The 15,727-nt window shown below is 64.1% G+C and carries 14 protein-coding genes and 4 tRNA genes; 7 read left to right on the top strand and 11 right to left on the bottom strand.

The window, feature by feature from the left end; translation table 11 throughout:
- Positions 1–35 precede the first annotated feature (35 nt).
- From HU752_RS10905 to gltX, 10 genes are all read right to left on the bottom strand, one after another.
- Positions 36–485, bottom strand: coding sequence for an Hsp20 family protein (locus HU752_RS10905; protein WP_186689047.1), 450 nt, complete (start codon positions 483–485; stop codon positions 36–38).
- A 124-nt stretch (positions 486–609) separates the two neighbouring features.
- Complete coding sequence (locus HU752_RS10900; protein ID WP_186689049.1) at positions 610–1,569, bottom strand: tRNA dihydrouridine synthase; 960 nt, start codon at positions 1,567–1,569, stop codon at positions 610–612.
- A 76-nt stretch (positions 1,570–1,645) separates the two neighbouring features.
- A complete protein-coding gene (locus tag HU752_RS10895; protein ID WP_186689052.1) occupies positions 1,646–2,080 on the bottom strand; it encodes an acyl-CoA thioesterase in 435 nt (144 codons plus the stop codon).
- 43 nt (positions 2,081–2,123) lie between these two features.
- The gene (locus HU752_RS10890) at positions 2,124–2,957 is read right to left on the bottom strand and encodes an alpha/beta fold hydrolase (protein ID WP_186689054.1); all 834 of its coding nucleotides are present in this window, start codon (positions 2,955–2,957) and stop codon (positions 2,124–2,126) included.
- Between the two features lie 30 nt (positions 2,958–2,987).
- Positions 2,988–3,527, bottom strand: a complete 540-nt coding sequence (locus HU752_RS10885; RefSeq protein WP_186689055.1) for a TetR/AcrR family transcriptional regulator — start codon at positions 3,525–3,527, stop codon at positions 2,988–2,990.
- A gap of 193 nt (positions 3,528–3,720) precedes the next feature.
- Positions 3,721–3,796, bottom strand: a tRNA-Glu gene (locus HU752_RS10880).
- Between the two features lie 123 nt (positions 3,797–3,919).
- Positions 3,920–3,995 (bottom strand) — tRNA-Ala (locus HU752_RS10875).
- A 56-nt stretch (positions 3,996–4,051) separates the two neighbouring features.
- Positions 4,052–4,127: transfer RNA gene (locus tag HU752_RS10870), tRNA-Glu, on the bottom strand.
- 85 nt (positions 4,128–4,212) lie between these two features.
- Positions 4,213–4,288: transfer RNA gene (locus tag HU752_RS10865), tRNA-Ala, on the bottom strand.
- 238 nt (positions 4,289–4,526) lie between these two features.
- Positions 4,527–6,008: a glutamate--tRNA ligase gene (gene gltX, locus HU752_RS10860; RefSeq protein ID WP_186681587.1), complete on the bottom strand. Its 1,482-nt coding sequence runs from the start codon at positions 6,006–6,008 to the stop codon at positions 4,527–4,529.
- A gap of 228 nt (positions 6,009–6,236) precedes the next feature.
- Here gltX and HU752_RS10855 point away from each other — a divergent pair, with 228 nt between their 5' ends.
- Positions 6,237–7,283, top strand: a complete 1,047-nt coding sequence (locus HU752_RS10855; protein WP_186681589.1) for an HlyD family secretion protein — start codon at positions 6,237–6,239, stop codon at positions 7,281–7,283.
- Positions 7,273–8,823, top strand: a complete 1,551-nt coding sequence (locus HU752_RS10850; RefSeq protein ID WP_189656589.1) for an MDR family MFS transporter — start codon at positions 7,273–7,275, stop codon at positions 8,821–8,823. The genes HU752_RS10855 and HU752_RS10850 overlap by 11 nt, the downstream gene beginning before the upstream one ends.
- 200 nt (positions 8,824–9,023) lie before the next feature.
- On the opposite strand, the gene HU752_RS10845 is transcribed toward HU752_RS10850, so the two are convergent.
- Complete coding sequence (locus tag HU752_RS10845; protein ID WP_186681591.1) at positions 9,024–9,923, bottom strand: LysR family transcriptional regulator; 900 nt, start codon at positions 9,921–9,923, stop codon at positions 9,024–9,026.
- Between the two features lie 103 nt (positions 9,924–10,026).
- Between HU752_RS10845 and HU752_RS10840 the strand changes: the two genes are divergently transcribed.
- The 5 genes from HU752_RS10840 (at position 10,027) to HU752_RS10820 (ending at position 15,609) form a co-directional block, all read left to right on the top strand.
- Entirely contained in the window at positions 10,027–11,451 is a 1,425-nt protein-coding gene (locus HU752_RS10840; protein ID WP_186681593.1) for an aldehyde dehydrogenase family protein, read from the top strand.
- Positions 11,452–11,563: 112 nt separating this feature from the next.
- A complete protein-coding gene (locus tag HU752_RS10835; protein ID WP_186681595.1) occupies positions 11,564–12,508 on the top strand; it encodes a 2-hydroxyacid dehydrogenase in 945 nt (314 codons plus the stop codon).
- A gap of 58 nt (positions 12,509–12,566) precedes the next feature.
- Complete coding sequence (locus HU752_RS10830) at positions 12,567–12,986, top strand: SH3 domain-containing protein (RefSeq protein WP_186681597.1); 420 nt, start codon at positions 12,567–12,569, stop codon at positions 12,984–12,986.
- A gap of 106 nt (positions 12,987–13,092) precedes the next feature.
- Positions 13,093–14,919, top strand: a complete 1,827-nt coding sequence (locus tag HU752_RS10825; protein ID WP_186681599.1) for a glycoside hydrolase family 15 protein — start codon at positions 13,093–13,095, stop codon at positions 14,917–14,919.
- Positions 14,920–15,105: 186 nt separating this feature from the next.
- Positions 15,106–15,609 carry a hypothetical protein gene (locus tag HU752_RS10820; RefSeq protein WP_186681600.1) on the top strand — a complete coding sequence of 168 codons (504 nt, stop codon included), beginning with the start codon at positions 15,106–15,108 and terminating at the stop codon, positions 15,607–15,609.
- Positions 15,610–15,727: the final 118 nt, after the last annotated feature.

Here is a 15,727-nt window from a genome sequence, read left to right as displayed (position 1 = left end):
CCGCCGAGGCGGGGTTTTGTCTTGCAGGCTCGAGCTTAGTGCTGCAGAGCCGGTTGCTGCGTCCCACCGATCGGGATGCGCTTGGCTTTCGCCTCTTCCGGCACGACCCGCAGCAGGTCGATGTTCAGCAGACCGTTGCTCAGGCCGGCAGCCTTGACCTCGATATGGTCGGCCAGGCGGAAGGACAGCTTGAAGGCACGCTGGGCGATGCCCTGGTGCAGGTAGCTGACGTGTTCAGCCTTGGGTTCACGCTTGCCGCCACTGACGGTCAGCACACCCTTCTCAACCTGCAACTCCAGGTCTTCTTCCTGGAAACCGGCGGCCGCAACGACGATGCGGTACTGGTCTTCGCCGTGTTTTTCAACGTTGTAGGGAGGGTAGCTGCTGCCCGGCTCGTTACGCAGCGCAGTTTCGAACAGGTCGTTGAAACGGTCGAAACCCACGGAGGAACGGAACAGTGGAGCCAGGGAAAATGCGGTAGTCATGTCAATCTCCTGAAATTCAGCGAGTGGTTTGATTCGCGACCCGAATTCGGCATCGCGTACCCCTTAGATAGGAACGCCCAAACGCATTTCAAGAGATTGTCGGAAATTTTTTCGGCCGCCGCTTTCAGGCGGCCTCGGACAGAGGCACCTGCAACAGGCGGCTGACCGTGTCGCAATCAGTCTCGCGGCGCACGAGGCCGAACAACTCGACCGCCTCCGGGTAGTTGCGCGTCAGCATTGCCAGCCACTGCTTGAGCCGGCCCGGCGCCTGGCGTGGCGTAAGCTGCGCCCGAGCCTGGAGCCAGAAGTCCTGGAGCAGCGGCAACAATTCGGCCCAGCTCATCTCGACCACCTCTTCACCGGCCTTTTCCGCGGCGATCTGCCGGGCCAGGTCCGGACGCGACACCAGGCCACGACCGAGCATGAAGTCCTGGGCGCCACTGACTTCGCGGCAGCGCCGCCAGTCTTCCAGCGACCAGATGTCGCCGTTGGCGAACACCGGCACCTTGACCACGTCCTGCACCCGCGCCACCCACTCCCAGTGGGCCGGCGGCTTGTAGCCATCGACCTTGGTCCGGGCATGCACGACGATCTGCGACGCACCACCTTCGGCCAGGGCCGTACCGCAGACCAGCGCCCCATCCGGGCTGTCGAAACCGAGGCGCATCTTCGCCGTCACCGGAATGTGCACCGGCACCGCCCGGCGTACATGCTCGACGATGCTGTTGAGCAGTTCCGGCTCCTTGAGCAGCACCGCCCCGCCCCGGGACTTGTTCACGGTCTTGGCCGGGCAGCCGAAGTTCAGGTCGATCACCTGCGAGCCCAGCTCACAGGCCAACGCCGCGTTTTCGGCCAGGCACACCGGATCGGAGCCGAGCAACTGCACGCGCAGCGGCACACCAGCCGCCGTACGGGCCTCGGTGAGCAGTTCGGGGGCGAACTTGTGGTAGTAGGCCGGCGTCAGCAGCGAATCGTTGATGCGGATGAACTCCGTGACGCACCAGTCGATGCCGCCCACGCGCGTCAGGACATCGCGCAGGATGTTATCGACCAACCCCTCCATGGGCGCCAGGGCAATTTGCATGGGTGACTCTCATCAAAAAAGGCGGATATCGAAAGGCGCGGCAGTTTACGGGGTTCCGGGTAAAACCGGTACACCTTCAGACCGGTTGCACCGCTGGCCCGTAGCCCTGGATAAACTCCTCCGGCATGCGCCTGGGCTTGCCACTTGAGAGCTCGATACAGACGAACGTGGTTTGCGCACGCAGCAGGGTCAGGTTATCGCTGGGCCGCACCAGCTGGAAGCGCCGGGTCATTTTCAGGCGCTGGTCCCAATCGACGATCCAGGTCGCCAATTGCAGTTCGTCGCCTTCATAGGCGGCCGCCAGGTAGTCGATCTCGTGACGCACCACCGCCATCGCCCGATCCAGCCGGCGATATTCGGTGAGGTCCAGCCCCAGGCGCTGGGAGTGCCGCCAGGCGCAGCGCTCCAGCCAGGTGACATACACCGCGTTGTTGGCGTGCCCGAGGCCGTCGATATCCTCGGCGGCCACCTGCAGGTCGAGGATGAAGGGTGTCGCCAGATCCCAGCTCATGTACCGCTCCCGGTCGATTCAAAGACCGGGGCAGTGTAACGGATCAGGCCGACTGGCGCTGCGCCACGCCAAGGCTGGCCAACAGCGCGAGCACACCGTCGATCACCCGTGGATCGGCCAGCACCCGCTGGTGGCCGCCACTGTCGAGGCGCAGCAGACGGCTGTCGAACCAGGCCTCGTGAATACGCCGTGATTCATCGACCGCCACCAGTTGATCGTCCTCGGCATGGACGATCAGCCCCGGCATGTCCATCTGGTAGTGCTCGATGTCCAGGTGCTCGGCCCGCATGCCGACATTGCGCTCGACGGCCCGGATGAATGCCGAGCGCGCCCGTGGCGGCAATCCGACGTAGCGGGCGAAGCCGCGCAGCACGCCCAGCACTCGCGCCGGAGCGGCAATACTGACCAGCGCCTCGGTACGCAGCCCGAGCTGGGTCGCCAGCATCGCGCTGGCACCGCCCATGGAATGACCGATCACGGCCCTCAGCGCTGGCAACTCGGCCGCCGCCTCGAGCAGCGCGCGGGCGAATGCCACCACGTTCGCCTCATGCCCGGGCGACTGGCCATGGGCCGGCCCGTCGAGCGCCACGGCGGTATAACCGGCCGCCACCAGGGCCTCGATCAGGCTGGCGAACTGGGTCGGCCGCCCTTCCCAGCCATGCATCAGCAGCACGGTCGGCCCCTGCCCCCAACGCAGTGCGGACAAGCCGAAGCGCAGGGTGATCCTTTCCGCCGTCGCCAGCAATGGCAGCTCCCAGTCCCGCGGCGAACGCTCGCGGGGCGTCATGAACACCTGACGCATCCGACTCGCCGCAACCTCGGGTGCCACTCGCCCCAAGGTGCCGTTGATGCCACGAATCCAGTGCAAAGTATTCATCGGATATCCCCTCAGGGCAGTTCGAAACCTTCAGCGCACCGCCGACTTGGCCGCGCGCAGCAATCGATCGGACAGCTCCCCGGGCCCCAGCGCCCGGGCCACGGCCAGGCCACCGATCATCAGGGCGATATCGGCGAGGGCCTTGTCGGTGTCCTCGGGGCTGGCCGCCAGTTGTGCGACCATCAATTCCACATGTTCGTTGAGCGCCTCGCGAAAGCACGCCGGCAGGCTGCCGATTTCCCCTATCACCGCCGGCAGCGGGCAGGCATGGTCGACAGCATCGCGGTGCTTGCGCGACAGGTAGAACGCCGCGATCAGGGCGCGTCGCGCCTCGCCATCCAATTCATTGTCGACTTCTTCGATCTTCGCCCGCCGTTGCGCGAGCAGTTGCTTGAATGCCTCGAGCATCAACGCATCCTTGCTCTCGAAATGCGCGTAGAAGCCACCCACGGTCAAGCCGGCGGCCGCCATCACTTCACTGACACTCGGCTCGGCCGGGCCATGCTGGATCAGCGCGGCGCTGGCAGCCTGCAGGATGCGTTCACGGGTCTGGGCCTTTTTGTCGTTCATTGCCATCTCCAGCTATTACCTCGAGAATATTATTCTCATAATATTTTTTCGCAAGGGCTTTGCATGACCATTGGTCCGTCTGAACAGTGCGAAAGGGGATTCAGGACTCAGGGCGAAAGGGATAAACGCCGGAAAAACAAAAGGGCCATTCAATGATGAATGACCCTTAAAAATCCCGCAGAGCGGGCAATCGTGGCGTCCCCTAGGGGACTCGAACCCCTGTTACCGCCGTGAAAGGGCGGTGTCCTAGGCCACTAGACGAAGGGGACGCAAACCCTTCTAACATTACAGGAGTCGGCTTTTGGCGACTTTCTACCGCCTGGTGACTCATGCACCTGCGGTATCCTGCAACATCGATTCAAGGCCGGTGTGGCCAGACCTTGAACCTAAATTGGTGGAGCTAAGCGGGATCGAACCGCTGACCTCCTGCATGCCATGCAGGCGCTCTCCCAGCTGAGCTATAGCCCCAGATTTTTCGCCTCGCGGCGCAGCGACATCAACCTGCAATGTAACTTGTGTGAAACTGGCGTCCCCTAGGGGACTCGAACCCCTGTTACCGCCGTGAAAGGGCGGTGTCCTAGGCCACTAGACGAAGGGGACGTAACCCTTGTGTACCCTATCGGCGCTGGTTCCGATTCGCGGTACAAACTCCAGGTCAGTGTAGCGCAACCTGAAGCTTCTAATTTGGTGGAGCTAGACGGGATCGAACCGTCGACCTCTTGCATGCCATGCAAGCGCTCTCCCAGCTGAGCTATAGCCCCACAGTGTCAGACTTCACTTCATCTCAGCGTTGTCGCTGTGTTTCCGTGTTGTCTTGTGGACGGGGCGCATATTAAGTGCGACCCACTCCCCTGTCAAACTTTTTTTGAACATTTTTCAAAAATTTTTTCCGCGATAACAATCACTTACCGCAATCCCCCGGAAAACCGGGGGTTGTTGGCCACACCTGCAACCGATGAATACGGCTGCGGCGTGGCCACTACCGGCTCAGGCGCTCACTCAGGCGATGGTGCCCAGCAGCTTTTCCCATTCCTTGTTTTCTTTCTTCGACACGCCACCCAGCAGCTCCAGCGCCTGGCGCAGACGGAAACGCGTCAGGTCCGGACCAAGGATTTCCATCGCATCGAGCACCGATACCGAGCTGGCCTGCCCGGTGATCGAGGCGAAGATCAGCGGCATGGCATCACGCAGCTTCAGCTCCAGGGCATCGACCACGGCCTGGATGGTCGCGGTGATGCTGTCCTTCTCCCACTGGCGCAGGCTTTCCAGCTTCCACAGGATCAGTTGCATCAGCTTGCGCACATCTTCCGGCGACAGCTTCTTGTGTTCGAACAGCTTGGGATCCAGCGGCAGGCTGCCGGCAAAGAAGAAATTCGCCAGTGGCGCGACCTGGCTGAAGGTCTCGACGCGGCTCTGCACCAGCGGCGCGATCTTCATCAGGTACTCGGGGTTGAACGCCCAGTTCTGCACGCGGCTGGCGAACTCTTCCACCGGCAGGTCGCGCAGCCACTGGCCATTGAGCCAGGACAGCTTCTCGATATCGAAGATCGGCCCGCCCAGGGAGACGCGGGACAGGTCGAAGTTGTCGACCATTTCCTGCAGCGAGAACTTCTCGCGCTCGTCCGGCATCGACCAGCCCATGCGGCCCAGGTAGTTGAGCATTGCCTGGGGCATGAAGCCCATGCGCTCGTAGAAGGTCACCGAGGTCGGGTTCTTGCGCTTGGACAGCTTGCTCTTGTCCGGGTTGCGCAGCAGCGGCATGTAGCACAGCTTCGGTTGTTCCCAGCCGAAGTATTCGTAGAGCAGGATCAGCTTGGGTGCCGATGGCAGCCACTCTTCACCACGCAGCACGTGGGTGATGCCCATCAGGTGGTCGTCGACCACGTTGGCCAGGAAGTAGGTCGGCAGGCCATCGGTCTTCATCAGCACCTGCATGTCCATGCGGTCCCACGGAATCTCGACATCGCCACGCAGCATGTCCGGCACCACGCAGACACCCTCGCTCGGCACCTTCATGCGGATCACATGGGGTTCGCCGGCGGCCAGGCGACGGGCCACCTCCTCTTTCGACAGCAACAGCGCACGACCGTCGTAGCGCGGGGTCTCGCCACGGGCGATCTGCTCGGCACGCATCTGGTCCAGCTCTTCGGCAGTGCAGAAGCACGGGAAGGCATGGCCCATGTCGACCAGCTGCTGGGTGTACTTCTTGTAGATCTCGCTCCGCTCGCTCTGCCGGTACGGGCCATGCGGACCACCGACGTCCGGACCTTCGGCCCAGGTGATGCCCAGCCAGTTCAGCGCATCGAAAATCTGCTGTTCGGACTCGCGGGTCGAACGCAACTGGTCGGTATCTTCGATCCGCAGGATGAACTCGCCACCGTGCTGCTTGGCAAAGCAGTAGTTGAACAGGGCGATGTAGGCGGTACCAACGTGGGGATCGCCGGTCGGGGATGGCGCGATGCGAGTGCGGACAGTGGTCATGGGTGGTCTCGAAATAGAGATAAAACAAAGGGCGAATGGTAACAGGCCGACCGCCCTCGTCTCCAGCATGGGCGGCAGGCAGAGGGCATATAAGCCAAGCTTCGGTCTAAAAATGGCGCCAGGCCACTAAAACCGGGCTTTATCCGTTGCTGGCATTTACCCACTAATTGCGCTGTGCCAGATTTGTCTACCGAGAAGTTCACTAATTACCCTGATCGTTGCCTGCCCATGCCCGCCCAACTCAAACGCCGCCTGTTCGTGTTCCTGCTGCTTGTCCTGCTGATCGCCCTCGGCTTCTTCGCCGAGTGGTTCTGGCACGGGCGCTTTTATGAAAGCACCGATAACGCCTATGTCCAGGGCGAGATTACCCGGGTCTCCAGCCAGCTTGCGGCACGCATCGACCAGGTGCTGGTAGCCGACAACCAGCATGTCGAGCAGGGCCAGTTGCTGGTGCGGCTCGAAGGTGCCGACTTCCAGCTCGCCGTCGAGCGGGCCAATGCCACCCTCGCCACCCGCGAGGCCGAGCGGCTGCAGGCGCAGAGCAAGCTGACCCAGCAGGCCAGCCTGATCGCCGCCGCCGACGCCCAGGTCGCCTCCAGCCAGGCCAGCCTGGGTCGTTCGCAACTCGACCTGTCGCGGGCCCAGACCCTGCGCAAGCCGGGCTACGTTTCCGAAGAGCGGGTCACCAGCCTGTCCGCCGACAACCACATCGCCCGCTCCCAGGTCGCCAAGGCCCAGGCCGACCTGCAGAGCCAGCGCCAGCAGGTCAACGCCCTGACGGCCGAGCTCAAGCGCCTTGACGGCCAGATCGCCAGCGCCCGCGCCGAACTGGCCCAGGCCGAGCTGAACCTGAGCCGCAGCGAGATCCGCGCGCCGATCAGCGGCCTGGTCGGCCAGCGCGCGGCCCGCAACGGCCAGTACGTACAGACCGGCGCCTACCTGCTGTCGATCGTGCCGGACCAGGACATCTGGGTGCAGGCCAACTTCAAGGAAACCCAGATCGGCCACATGCGCCCCGGCCAGAACGCCACGCTGCTGTTCGACGCCTACGAGGACACGCCGATCCAGGGCCGCGTCGACAGCCTGTTCGCCGCCTCCGGCGCGCAGTTCAGCCTGCTGCCGCCGGACAATGCCACCGGCAACTTCACCAAGGTGGTGCAGCGGATTCCGGTCAAGCTGGTCTTCGCCGCCGACAACCCGCTGCACGGCCTGATCCGCCCGGGCATGTCGGTCTACGTCAAGGTCGACATCCGCGACCACGCCGATGGCCGGTGATGCGCTGATCCGCCGGGTCGGCGAACCGACCCGGCGCGACTGGATCGCGGTGATGAGCGTGATGCTCGGTGCCTTCATGGCCGTACTCGACATCCAGATCACCAACTCCTCGCTCAAGGACATCCAGGGCGCCCTGTCGGCGACCCTGGAGGAAGGCTCGTGGATCTCCACCTCGTACCTGGTCGCGGAGATCATCATGATCCCGCTGACCGCCTGGCTGGTACAGTTGCTCTCGGCCCGGCGCCTGGCGGCCTGGGTCTCGCTGGGGTTCCTCGCTTCGTCACTGCTGTGCTCGATGGCCTGGAACCTGGAAAGCATGATCGTGTTCCGCGCCATGCAAGGTTTCACCGGCGGCGCACTGATCCCGCTGGCGTTCACCCTGACCCTGATCAAGCTGCCGGAACACCACCGTGCCAAGGGCATGGCGATGTTCGCCATGACCGCCACCTTCGCCCCGTCGATCGGCCCGACCCTGGGCGGCTGGCTGACGGAGAACTGGGGCTGGGAATACATCTTCTACATCAACATTCCACCCGGCCTGATCATGATCGCCGGCCTGCTCTACGGCCTGGAGAAGAAGGAGGCGCATTGGGAGCTGCTCAAGAGCACCGACTACGCCGGTATCGTCAGCCTCGGCATCGGCCTGGGCTGCCTGCAGGTGTTCCTTGAGGAAGGCCACCGCAAGGACTGGCTGGAGTCACAACTGATCCTGAGCCTGGGCAGCATCGCCCTGCTGAGCCTGATCACCTTCGTCATCCTGCAACTGTCCAGGTCCAACCCGCTGATCAACCTGCGTATCCTGCGCAACCGCAACTTCGGCCTGTCGAGTATCGCCAGCCTGGGCATGGGGGTCGGCCTGTACGGTTCGATCTATCTGCTGCCGCTGTACCTGGCGCAGATCCAGAACTACAACGCCCTGCAGATCGGCGAGGTGATCATGTGGATGGGCGTGCCGCAGCTGTTCCTGATTCCGCTGGTGCCCAAGCTGATGAAGTTCGTCTCGCCGAAGCTGCTCTGTGCCCTGGGTTTTGGCCTGTTCGGTCTGGCGAGTTTTTCCTCGGGGGTGCTCAACCCGGATTTCGCCGGCCCGCAGTTCAACCAGATCCAGATCATCCGCGCCCTCGGCCAGCCACTGATCATGGTGACCATCTCGCTGATCGCCACTGCCTACATCCTGCCCCAGGATGCCGGGTCCGCTTCCAGCCTGTTCAACATCCTGCGCAACCTCGGCGGCGCGATCGGCATCGCCCTGCTCGCCACCCTGCTCGATGCGCGAACCAAGGAATACTTCGACTACCTGCGCGAAGCCATCGTCCCGGCCAACCCGCAAGTGGCCGAACGCCTGGCGCTGCTGGCGGAGAAACTGGGCAGCGACACGGCGGCACTGGGCAAGCTCAGTGAAATCACCCACCAGCAGGCGCTGATCATGGCCTACAACGACGCCTTCCATCTCGTCGGGATCGCCCTGGGGGTGAGCATGCTGGCGGTACTGCTGACCAAGGCGCTGCCCGCCGGGATCAAGGCTGGAGAGGCGCATTGAGCCCAGCCCTGCCGTTCGCGGCGGGCCTGTTCGCGGATGAACCGGAGCGCCGGACCGCCGCCCCCCACCAACAGGTGCCGGCCCCTTCGCGGATGAATCCGGCTCCCACGGTTTTGTGGTGTTCACCGACCTTGTGAGCACTGCTATCCTCTGTGGGAGCCGGATTCATCCGCGAAGGGGCCGGCACAGGCAACAGATGATCACAAAGGCTGCCCACCCCGCTCGCGGATCAGTTCGATCAGCGCGCGCAAACCCGCCGGCACGTGCCGGCGGCCGGGGTAGTACAGCGACAGGCCATCCAGCGGCGGGGTCCAGTCCTGCAGGACGGGAACCAAGGTGCCCGCCGCCATATCGGCCGCCGCATTCCACTGCGAGATGAAAGCCAACCCCAACCCGGCCCGTGCGGCTTCCAGCACCAGGCTCGGCTCATCCAGGGTCAGCACGCCCGGCACATCCACCTCCAGGCTCTGGCCGTGACGCGAAAGCTCCCAGTGGTAGATCCGCCCGGTCGGCATACGCAGGCGAATGCAACGGTGCTGGTGCAGATCGCTCGGCGTCTGTGGCAACGGGTGTCGCGCCAGGTACTCCGGACTGCCCAGCACCAGCAAGCGCAACGGCAGGCCCAGGGGGATGGCGATCATGTCCTGGGGCACGCTCTCGTGCAGGCGAATCCCGGCATCGAAGCCTTCCACCACGATATCGATCAGCTTGCTCTCGGTGACGATGTCCACGTTCATCTGCGGATAACGCCGCATGTACTCGATGAACAAGGACATCGCCTGGTTCGCCGCCCCCGTCGAGGTGTTGATCCGCAAGGTGCCCGTGGGAACACCGGAATGGCTGCCGGCCTGCTCCATGGCCTGGCGAATGGTCGACAGCGCCGGCGAAATACTCTCGACGAACTGCGCCCCGGCCTCGGACAGCGCCACGCTGCGGGTCGTGCGATTGAACAGCCGGGCACCGATCCGGCCTTCCAGCGCCGAGACCGCATGGCTCAATGCCGAGGTCGACACATCCAGCTCGGCCGCCGCCGCGCGAAAACTTCGGTGGCGGGCCACCGCCAGCACCGCTTCCAGTTCACTGAGTCCCGACGTGCGCATTATCCCAAATCACTCATCAAGTCATGCCGAGTTATCCCACTTATCAGGCCAATGCTAGTCCCTTACCGTATTCGACACCACCCGCCTACGTTCTGGAGCAGCCATGCACCGCATCGACCGGATCTACATCAACGGCAACTTTGTCGCCCCCCATGGCCAGGAATGGTTCGACCTGTTCAACCCGGCCACCGCCCAGGTCATCGGCCAGGTTCGCCTTGCCGACGAACACGACGCCGATGCGGCGATCGCTGCCGCCAAGGCCGCCTTCCCGGCCTTCTCGCGAACCGGCAAGGCCGAGCGCGGAGCCATGCTGCTGCGCATGCACGCGGCCATTGCCGCCCGCGAGGAGCAACTCAACGAAGCGATCATCGAGGAATACGGCGCACCCACCTCGCGTTCACGCTGGATGGCCCGGCATGCGGCGAACGTGCTGCAGGAAGCGGCCAGGGTCCTGCAGGACTACGACTTCATCCGCCAGGCCTGCAGCGCCCAGGTCAGCATGCAACCGCTCGGGGTCGCCGGCCTGATCACCCCTTGGAACAGCAATGCCGGCTTCATCTGCGGCAAGCTCGCAGCGGCGATCGCCGCCGGCTGCACAGCGGTGATCAAGCCCAGCGAGATGAGTGCACTGCAGACCCGCATCGTCACCGAGGCGCTGCATGAGGCCGGGCTGCCACCCGGGGTGTTCAACATCGTCACCGGTCGCGGCGAGACCGTCGGCGCGCGGATCAGCGATCACCCGGACGTGGCGAAGATTTCCTTTACCGGCTCGACCGCTGTCGGCAAGCACCTCCTGCGCACGGCAGCCGACACCCTGAAACGGGTCACCCTGGAGCTTGGCGGCAAATCACCGGTCCTGATCCTCGACGATGCCGACTTCGACCAGGCCATTCCCCTGGCGCTGCAGGCCGGCTTCATGAACAGCGGCCAGGCCTGCATCGCCGGCAGCCGGATCCTGGTCCCGCAGCAGCGCCTGGCAGAAGCCGAAGCGACCGTGCTCAAGGTCATCGACGGATTCCGCAGCGGCGATCCGCGGGCGACGGACACCCACATCGGGCCGATGGTCAGCGAGAAACAGTGGCAGCGAGTGCAGCGCTATATCCGTATCGGCCTCGACAGCGACGCGCGCCTGTTGAGCGGCGGCGAAGGCCTGCCCGAGGGCCTGGACAGCGGCTGGTTCGTCCGGCCAACGGTGTTCAGCGGGGTGACCAACGACATGACCATCGCCCGTGAGGAGATATTCGGACCGGTGCTGTCGATCATCACCTACCGTGACGAGGCCGATGCCCTGCGTATCGCCAACGACACGCCATACGGCCTACAGGCCTATGTACTGGGCAACGATATCGAACGGGCCCGCCGGGTCGCCGGACAGATCGAGGCCGGGCGCGTGCTGGTCAATACCCTCGCCCATGAACCCCAGGCACCGTTCGGTGGGTTCAAGCAATCGGGGATCGGCCGCGAGTACGGCACGTACGGGATGGAGGCCTTTCTTGAGCCCAAGGCGCTGCTCGGACTGCCGGCCTGAAATACGATCCCCTGCAGGGGCCGGTGCAATCAGGATGAACGGACAGGCTTGCCCAGGCGGGCCCTCGGCGGTAGGTTGGCCGACATTCACTGGCCAACTGGCGGAGAGCCGCATGCCCCACGTAGTACTGGTGTTGACGGAGACCGTCAACGAATACCTGCCGATCATCGAGCGCCACGGCTTCGAACTGATCCTCGCCCCCACCAGCGCCCTGCGCGCCGAAGCCATCGCCGCTCATGGCGGACGCATCAAGGCCGTGCTGACCCGTGGCCCGCTCGGCCTGTTCGCCGATGAAATCGCGGCCCTGCCGCTGCTGGAAATCATCTGTGTGATCGGCGCCGGCTATGAAAAGGTCGACCTGCACGCGGCGAAGCAGCGCGGCATCGTCGTGACCAACGGCGCCGGCGCCAACGCCTCGTCGGTGGCCGACCACGCCATGGCCCTGCTGCTGTCGCTGGTCCGCGACATCCCTCGGGCCGACGCCTCGGTGCGCCGTGGCGAATGGCGCAAGCTGATGCGTCCGTCGCTGGGCGGCAAGCGCCTGGGCATTCTCGGCATGGGCGCCGTCGGCGCGGCGATTGCCCAACGTGCCGCGCTCGGCTTCGGCATGTCGGTGAGCTACCACAATCGCCGTCAACGCGAAGACATCGAGTATGCCTACTGCGCAACGCCGGCCGAGCTGGCCGCGGCGTCCGACTTCCTGATCATCGCCACACCCGGGGGTGCCGCCACCAACGGCCTGATCGGCAAACCGGAGCTGGACGCCCTGGGGCCTGAGGGTTTCATCGTCAATATCGCCCGCGCCAGCGTGGTGCTGACCGACGAACTGGTGGCGGCCCTGGAACAAGGCCGGATCGCCGGTGCGGCACTGGATGTCTTCGACGATGAGCCGAACGTGCCGGACGTGCTCAAGGAGCTGCCCAATGTGGTGCTGACACCCCACGTCGCCGGCCTGTCGCCGGAGGCCTCGGAGGCGACGGTCAGCCTGGTGGCGCAAAACCTGCTGGCGTATTTTTCCGGCCAACCGGTACTCACGCCCGTTGCCTTGCCCGAGTGATACCCCACGGGGCGATAGGCTATGATCGCCCCCTCCCTCCCCTACGGATACTGCCTGCATGGAACGCCTTTCCCGGCCGCTACCCCTTGCCTGCCTGCTGCTGAGCCTTGCGCCCCTGACCCAAGCCGCCGAGGCGCCGATCGATTGCGCGGCGCTGGATACCAAGGCCAATGCCGAAGCCGGCAGTTGGCGTCCCCCTATCGAAGGTACTGTCATCGGCCAGGGGCGCGTCTATTTTCACAGTGCGCCCAACAGCGCCTGTCTCGACAAGAAAGTCTTCATCATTCCCGGCGACAGCGTCACCATCTATGCCAGCACCCAGGACGATTGGGCCCAGGTCATGTACGTCGCCAAGGGCGGTAAGGACTTCACCGGCTGGATCGAGGAAAGCCGTCTCAAGCTCGGCGATCACCTGGGTGGCAACCTGGAGCCGGACGACGCAGCGGAAAACATGCCGGAAGATACTCCAGGACAGTAAACCGCCATTGGCCTGAACTTCCGTCGAGCAAAACCGGTCAGCTCAGTGAGTGCCGCCAAGCCGCGCACTCACCGCAGCCTGTTCCTCGACCCGGAGTCTCGTGGCCATGACCGATCACCCCAGCGAACCCCAGAGCCCCATCGAAGCCCATGGCATCATCGGCGACATGGGCAGCGCCGCGCTGATCAACGACCGGGGTAGCGTCGACTTTTTCTGCTGGCCGGCCTTCGACAGCCCGGCGATCTTCTGTGCCCTGCTCGACAGCCCCGACGCCGGGATTTTCCAGCTGGCCCCGGACCTGCCCGACGCGCGCCGCGAGCAGATCTACCTGCCCGACACCAACATCCTGCGCACCCGCTGGCTGAGTGCCCAGGCGGTGGTGGAAATCACCGACCTGCTGCCGGTCAGCGACGACGTGGACGACCTGCCGCTGCTGGTCCGTTGCGTGCGGGTGGTCAGCGGCCAGGCCACCTTCCACCTGCGTTGCGCGGTACGCCACGACTATGCCCGCGCCGCGACCACGGCCCGCCTGGATGACGACGATGTCTGCTTCGACGCACCGGGCCAACCGAGCCTGCGCCTGCGCGCCGACCAACCACTGCGGGTTGAACAGAACGCCGCCATCGCCAGCTTCCACCTGGGCCAGGGACAGGAGGCCGAGTTCCTCCTCGGCGCCCTCGACGACCCACGGGTCAAGCTTGGCGACGGCCACCTGGCCCTGCAACACACCATCACCTTCTGGCAGCACTGGATCGGCCAGTCCACCTATCGTGGCCGCTGGCGCGAAGCGGTCAACCGCTCGGCGCTGGCCCTCAAGCTGCTGACCTCGCGCAAGCACGGCGCGATCCTCGCCGCCGCGACCTTCGGCCTGCCGGAAAGCCCCGGCGGGCAACGCAACTGGGACTATCGCTACACCTGGATCCGCGACGCCTCGTTCACCATCTACGCCTTCATGCGCCTGGGTTATGTCGAGGTCGCCAACAATTTCATGCGCTGGCTGCGCCGGCGTATCGACGATGGTTGCGACCAGTCCATCAAGCTCAATGTCCTGTATGCCATCGACGGTACCCAGGAGCTGCCCGAGGTCGAGCTGACGCACCTGTCCGGCCACGGCAATGCCCGCCCGGTACGCATCGGCAACCAGGCGTGGGAACAGGTGCAGCTGGATATCTTCGGCGAGCTGATGGATGCGGTGTACCTGACCAACAAGTATGGCGAAGCGATTTCCCACCAGGGTTGGCTGCGCGTCGGCCAGGTCATCGATCATGTCTGTGCCAACTGGAACAAGCCGGATGTCGGCATCTGGGAGATGCGCGGTGGCAAGCACCATTTCCTGCACTCGCGGCTGATGTGCTGGGTGGCCCTCGATCGCGCCATCCGCCTGGCCTCCAAACGCTCGCTGCCGGCGCCATTCGCCCGCTGGGACGAAGCTCGCCAGGCGATCCACAACGATATCTGGAACAATTTCTGGAACGCCGAACGCGGGCACTTCGTCCAGCACACCGGCGGCACCGGCCTGGACGGCTCAATGCTGCTGATGCCGCTGGTACGCTTCGTCGGCGCCACCGACCCGCACTGGCTGGCGACCCTGGATGCGATAGAGAAGACCCTGGTGCGCGACGGCCTGGTCTACCGCTACCGCAACGATGATCACCCCATCGATGGCCTGCCGGGCAACGAAGGCGCCTTCGCCGCCTGCTCGTTCTGGTACGTCGAGTGCCTGGCCCGCGCCGGGCGCGTGGACCAGGCCCACCTGGAGTTCGAACAGTTGCTGCGCTACGCCAACCCGTTGGGGCTGTATGCCGAGGAGTTCGATCCCCAGGCCCGGCACCTGGGCAACACCCCACAGGCACTCACCCACCTGGCACTGATCAGCGCGGCGTGCTTCCTGGACCGTAAGCTCAGCGGCGACGTCACGCCCTGGCAGCCTTGAATGGCAAGGCCTGCAGCGTTTGTATGAAGTTTGTAACGAAACTGAATATATTGATTACCCCGTCGATACACTGGGTTAGAACTCTTTCAACAACCCTACATTCGACAGGATATTTCCCATGGTTTTCTCACCAGAAACCTGGCAGGACGCCAAGGCCGCCAGCCACCTGAGCACTGGAGGTCGGGTATGAGCGTAGGTTCGATCACCGCCTGGGCCACCGAAATGCGCTCGCGGGTACTCCAGCAGGGGACCGCCGCCGCGGAAAAAGCCGCCAAGCAGAAGGTCAAGACCGACGAGGTCCTCAAGGACATCAAGCCGGACCCGAAGGCGCTCGATACGGCCAAGATGGCCAAGGAAAAACTGCAGTCGAAGTTCCAGGGTTTCGATCCGAAGGCGGTCACCCCCGAGCAACTGTCCAAATACAGTGACATCCTCAAGGAACAGGGGCTGATCAGCGCTTCCACGGCGAACCTGCTGTCCAGTGCCGGCACGCAGAAGAAGCCGAACGAGAAGTTCAATGCCCTGGACTACTTCGCCAACCAGATCAGCACGCTGCAGAGCGGTCCGAGCAAGAACGAGCCGTTCGCCAACGTCATGATTCCCGAGTACAAGCGGGCGATCAGCGTGATGCTCAACCTGCAGCAGTTCGCCAACTCCGGCGCCAGCATCTCCATCGACACCAAGGCCTGATTGCCTTGCCCCCGCCCGTGGCGCAACCCGCCACGGGCGCCTGCTGCTCCTCTCCCTTGCCTAACGCATTGCGTCCACCCCTCGGATGATCGGCGCTTAATCGCAAATGATTTTTATC

The sequence above is a fragment of the Pseudomonas vanderleydeniana genome, from assembly GCF_014268755.2.
GTDB lineage: Bacteria > Pseudomonadota > Gammaproteobacteria > Pseudomonadales > Pseudomonadaceae > Aquipseudomonas > Aquipseudomonas vanderleydeniana.
Note: the sequence above shows the minus strand (reverse complement) of the source record. Positions and strands in the feature narration are given on the sequence as shown.